The organism is Rhizobium sp. PRIMUS64 (assembly GCF_023006465.1).
Lineage (GTDB): Bacteria > Pseudomonadota > Alphaproteobacteria > Rhizobiales > Rhizobiaceae > Rhizobium > Rhizobium leguminosarum.
Genome location: NZ_JALBGX010000243.1, coordinates 1 through 4,640 on the forward strand (window position 1 = coordinate 1; position 4,640 = coordinate 4,640).

General features: G+C 62.4%; 5 protein-coding genes and 1 pseudogene. 2 read left to right on the top strand and 4 right to left on the bottom strand.

Annotated features, from left to right (window positions below):
- From MOV76_RS38410 to MOV76_RS38425, 4 genes and pseudogenes are all read right to left on the bottom strand, one after another.
- Positions 1-203 (bottom strand): annotated as a pseudogene (locus MOV76_RS38410) (membrane protein insertase YidC); the annotation flags it as partial.
- Entirely contained in the window at positions 203-604 is a 402-nt protein-coding gene (rnpA, locus tag MOV76_RS38415) for a ribonuclease P protein component (RefSeq protein WP_018068735.1), read from the bottom strand. The gene rnpA and the pseudogene MOV76_RS38410, both read right to left, overlap by 1 nt.
- A gap of 21 nt (positions 605-625) precedes the next feature.
- On the bottom strand, positions 626-760 hold the full coding sequence (gene rpmH / locus MOV76_RS38420) for a 50S ribosomal protein L34 (protein WP_003545006.1): 135 nt from the start codon (positions 758-760) through the stop codon (positions 626-628).
- A gap of 154 nt (positions 761-914) precedes the next feature.
- Positions 915-1,058, bottom strand: a complete 144-nt coding sequence (locus MOV76_RS38425; protein ID WP_247266522.1) for a hypothetical protein — start codon at positions 1,056-1,058, stop codon at positions 915-917.
- A gap of 120 nt (positions 1,059-1,178) precedes the next feature.
- Here MOV76_RS38425 and MOV76_RS38430 point away from each other — a divergent pair, with 120 nt between their 5' ends.
- A complete protein-coding gene (locus tag MOV76_RS38430) occupies positions 1,179-3,176 on the top strand; it encodes a methyl-accepting chemotaxis protein (RefSeq protein ID WP_018447743.1) in 1,998 nt (665 codons plus the stop codon).
- A gap of 157 nt (positions 3,177-3,333) precedes the next feature.
- Positions 3,334-4,640, top strand: a 1,307-nt coding sequence (locus MOV76_RS38435; RefSeq protein WP_247266523.1) for a HAMP domain-containing sensor histidine kinase, incomplete at its 3' end; no start/stop codon positions are given.

The window sequence follows — 4,640 nt, forward strand, 5'->3', positions numbered from 1 at the left end:
GAAGGGGCCGTACCGCTCGGCTGGGCCGGCGTCTCGCCGCCTGCTGCCGGCTGCTGCACCTGCTCGGTCTGCTGCTGCGCCTTCTGGGCTTCCTGCGCCTTGCGCTGGGCCTCGATGCGCGGATTCATATAGAGAAACTGCCAGCCGAGGACGATCAGCACCGAGAGAGCGATCGCAATGAAGTAATTGCGGTTGTTTTCCATCATACGTTCCTGGGGCGTCCGTCTCCGGAGCGCCGGTGTTTCGGCCTGGTTTCCACGCGGGATTTCAGTTCCGCGGCCAATTCCTGGAAGGACGCGTCAAGCACGTCCCTGCGCGCGACAACCACATAGTCGTGTCCGGGCTGCATTGCAAACCCCGCATGAAGCCGCACCGCCTCTTTCAGGCGGCGGCGCATGCGGTTCCGTTCGACCGCGTTGCCATGTTTTTTGGTGACTGTAAAACCGACGCGTGCCTGGCTGTCGGGTTCCTTCCGGTCGAGGACTTCGAGAAGGAAGAGGCCGCCCCGGCGTTTTTCGCCCTCGCGTACGGCAAGAAACTGCGGGCGGCTCTTCAGCCGCCCGACAGTGTGTTTCTTCTCACTGGTCGTCAATTCGCCCGCCATCTCTTACCGGGCTACCCGGCCTTACGCCGACAGACGATTGCGGCCCTGCGCGCGGCGGGCTGCGATGACCTTGCGGCCACCCTTCGTGGACATGCGGGCACGGAAACCGTGGCGACGCTTGCGAACAAGCTTGGATGGTTGGTAGGTACGCTTCATTTATTTTAAACACCGCGGAGTGCGGCCCTTCTTGAATTTGCATAATGCAAGGAGCGTTGTTTTTCGAACGGGCGGGCCATGAAAGGCTTGAGTGACCGAACGTGCGCGGGCTTATAAGGATGAAGCCCGCAAAAGTCAATTATGCCGGATAATTTCACTCTGCACTGCCGGCCTCGAAAGTAATTTCGCACTCTGGTGTTAAGAAATAAGGCATGCCCTGAGTGGTTGTAGTTTTGCGCCGCGGCAGATCGATCGCCCCGGTTTTCAGGCGTTTACGCCGCCCGACCGCATTCGGCACGGATCATTTCCGAAGCCATAATCGTAAATATTAGAAATCTAACTTTAATAAATTTCGCCGATATTCAACCATCGACTGGGAATTTGCTTTCCAGGCAGTGGCGTAGGTAGGAGCATTGCATTGAAGATCCGGGGCAAAATAAATCTGCTGGTTTGCGTGATGGGCGCGGTCGCACTTCTGATCGGCGCAACGGCATTGTCGGCCATGCACGAATACAGTCGCAACCTGACGGCTTACGAGCACGCCGCCGCCCGCGCCTATGCCGGCGAACGGCTCAACCGTTTCGTCACGGCGGTGGTCATGGAATCGCGCGGCATCTATGCGGCCAAGACGATCAAGGATACGCCGAATTTCGCCAAGGGCCTGATGGCCGACCTCGACGAGATCGACAAGGTCATCTCGGGCTGGGCGCCGCTCGTTCCCGAGAGCCAGAAGGCCGATTTTGCCAAGCTTGTCGCCCGCGCCGCGGAATTCCGCACCTTCCGCACGGAGACCGCCCGCCTCGGCACGGAAGTCGGCCCCGAAGCCGCCGGCCAACAGGGCAACAATGACGCCAACCGCGCCAACCGCAAGGCGTTCCAGGCGGAAATCGATGCCGTCGTCGCCACCGACAAGGCAGCACTGGAAACCGTCAACGCCGAGATCGAGAGCTTCCGCTCCCAGGTGCTTATGCTCGTGCTCAGCATCACCGGCATCGGTATCGCGGTCGGCATCGGCATGGGCTTCTATATCGGCACCAGCCATCTCAGCCGCCCGATCAAGCGCGTCACCCATGCGATCAAGGAAGTCGCCGATGGCAATTTCGACGCCGAGGTCCCCTTTGCCGGCCGTCCGGACGAAATCGGCGAGATGGCCGCAGCGGTTGCGGTCTTCAAGGCGAACGGCCTCGCCGTCAAGCGCTTGAACGCCCAGGAAGCGGCGATGCGCGCCAAGAGCGACGACCTGCAGTCGAGCATGTCCGTCGTCGTGGCTGCGGCTGCGGCCGGCGATTTCGGCCACCGCATCAGCAAGGACTACGAGGACGACAACCTCAACCAGTTCGCCGGCAACATCAACACGCTGCTGTCGAGCGTCGATGCCGGCATCGGCGAGACCCGCCGGGTCATCGCAAGCCTTGCCGAAGGCGACCTCACCCAGACGATGAGCGGCAACTTCCAGGGCGCCTTCGCCGAGCTGCAGCAGAACGTCAACAATACTTTCGTCACCCTGCAGGCGACGATGCGCGAAGTGCGCGAGACGACGGAAGCGATGAACGGCAACACCGCCGAGCTACGCAATGCCAGCGACGACCTGTCGAAGCGCACCGAGCAGCAGGCAGCCGCCCTCGAAGAGACCTCGGCGGCGCTCGACGAGATCACCGCCGTCGTCCAGAATTCCACCGAGCGGGCGCATGAAGCCACCATCATGGTCTCCGAAGCCAAGGAGAATGCCGGCCGCTCCGGCGTCGTCGTGCGCAATGCCGTCGAGGCCATGGGCCGCATCGAGCAGGCCTCGCGCGAAATCAGCCAGATCATCAATGTCATCGATGAGATCGCCTTCCAGACCAACTTGCTTGCGCTGAATGCCGGCGTCGAGGCCGCACGCGCCGGCGATGCCGGAAAGGGCTTCGCGGTGGTGGCGCAGGAAGTGCGCGAACTCGCCCAGCGTTCGGCAACGGCTGCCAAGGACATCAAGGCGCTGATCACCAAGTCGGGCAACGAGGTGCAGGTTGGCGTCAAGCTGGTCCAGGCGACCGGCGAGGCGCTGGCCGAAATCGGCACCCGCGTTATCGCCATCAACGACCATATCCATTCGATCGCGACGGCTGCGACCGAACAGTCGACCGGCCTCAAGGAGGTCAATACCGCCGTCAACCAGATGGACCAGGTGACACAGCAGAATGCTGCGATGGTGGAAGAGACCTCTGCCGCCACGCACAGGCTTTCGGCCGAAGCCGGTGGACTGGTGCGCCTCATTGCCCGCTTCAAACTGTCGGATGATGCGCCGGCAGCTGTGGCGCTTGTCCGCAACGAGCCGCAAAGACCGGTTGCCTCGCCGGCCCGCCGGGCGATCGCCAAGGTTGCCCGCGCCTTCGGCGGCAATGCGGCCGCAGCCGAGCAGAGCTGGGAAGAGTTTTAAGCTTTACCGATCACGCGCCTTCGAACGCCGCCTTCGGGCGGCGTTTTCTTGTGGCGACATGACGCTGCTCGCAAAGATTTGAAAGCGGAGCATCTTGGTCTAATATAGAGCTCAGCGGTAAGGGCGGCTGAAATGCTGCCGATCGGGCGAGACCAGAATGCCGAACCAAGATCAGGGCGATAATCCCTCGGCGGAAAACCCGGCGGCCGGCGAGGCTGCAAGGACGCCGTGCCCGTCTGCTGGCCTGTTCGGCGGCCTTTCCGGCAAGCTGCTCTGGCTCACCGTCGTCTTTATCATGCTCGCCGAAATCCTGATCTTCTTTCCCTCGGTCGCCAGCATGCGCGTGCGCTGGCTGCAGGATAGGCTGAATACGGCCGCTGCCGCGGCGATCGTCATCGATGGGCTGCAGCCGGTCGAGCTGCCGCGCGCGCTGCAGAAAGAGACCTTGGAGGCGACCGGCACCAAGGCGATCGTACTGCGCAAGGACGGCACCTCGCGGCTGCTGGCGACGACCGATATGCCGACCTCGGTCGACGAATCCTACGATCTCACCGACGTGCCGCCGGTAACGGCAATCCGCGATGCGCTCGACACACTCGTCTTCGGCGGCAGCAGGATGATCCGCGTCTATGGTCCCGTCGGCGACACCAACACCGGCGTCGAGGTGGTGATGAAGGACAGGCCGCTGCGCAGGGCGATGTTCGTCTATTCCCGCAATGTCCTGTTGCTGTCGGTGCTGATCTCGCTGTTCACGGCGACGCTGATCTTCTTTGCGATCAACCGCATCCTTATCGGCCCGATCCGCCGGCTGACCGGCAGCATGCAGCAATTCTCGTCCGATCCCGACAATCCGGCCCATATCTATATCGGCGACGGCGGCCGCGACGAACTGGCGGTCGCCGGCCGCAACCTCACCTCGATGCAAATGGAGCTGCAAAAGACGCTGAAGCAGCAGAAGAATCTTGCCGCTCTCGGCCTTGCCGTTTCCAAGATCAATCACGACATGCGCAATATCCTGGCGTCGGCGCAGCTGATGTCGGACCGGCTGGTCGATGTCGATGACCCGATGGTCAAGAGCTTCGCTCCGAAGCTCTTGCGCACCATCGACCGCGCCGTCGGTTATACCACCGAGGTGCTGTCCTACGGCAAGGCGAGCGAATCCGCGCCGCGCCGCCGTCATATCCGCCTTTTGGAACTGACCCAGGACGTCAAGGACATGCTGGCGATCGATCCGCTCAGCGGCATCGAATTCGCAGAGCAGATCGGCGCCGAGCTTGAGGTCGATGCCGATGGCGAACAGCTTTTCCGCGTCATCCACAATCTTTGCCGCAACGCGCTGCAGGCGCTGACGTCGCCGGGCGAGGGCGGCCCGGGCTCCGTCAGGCGCATTACCGTCTCCGCCCAGCGCGTCGGCAGCGTCGTCAGCATCACGGTGGATGATACCGGCCCCGGCATGCCGCTGAA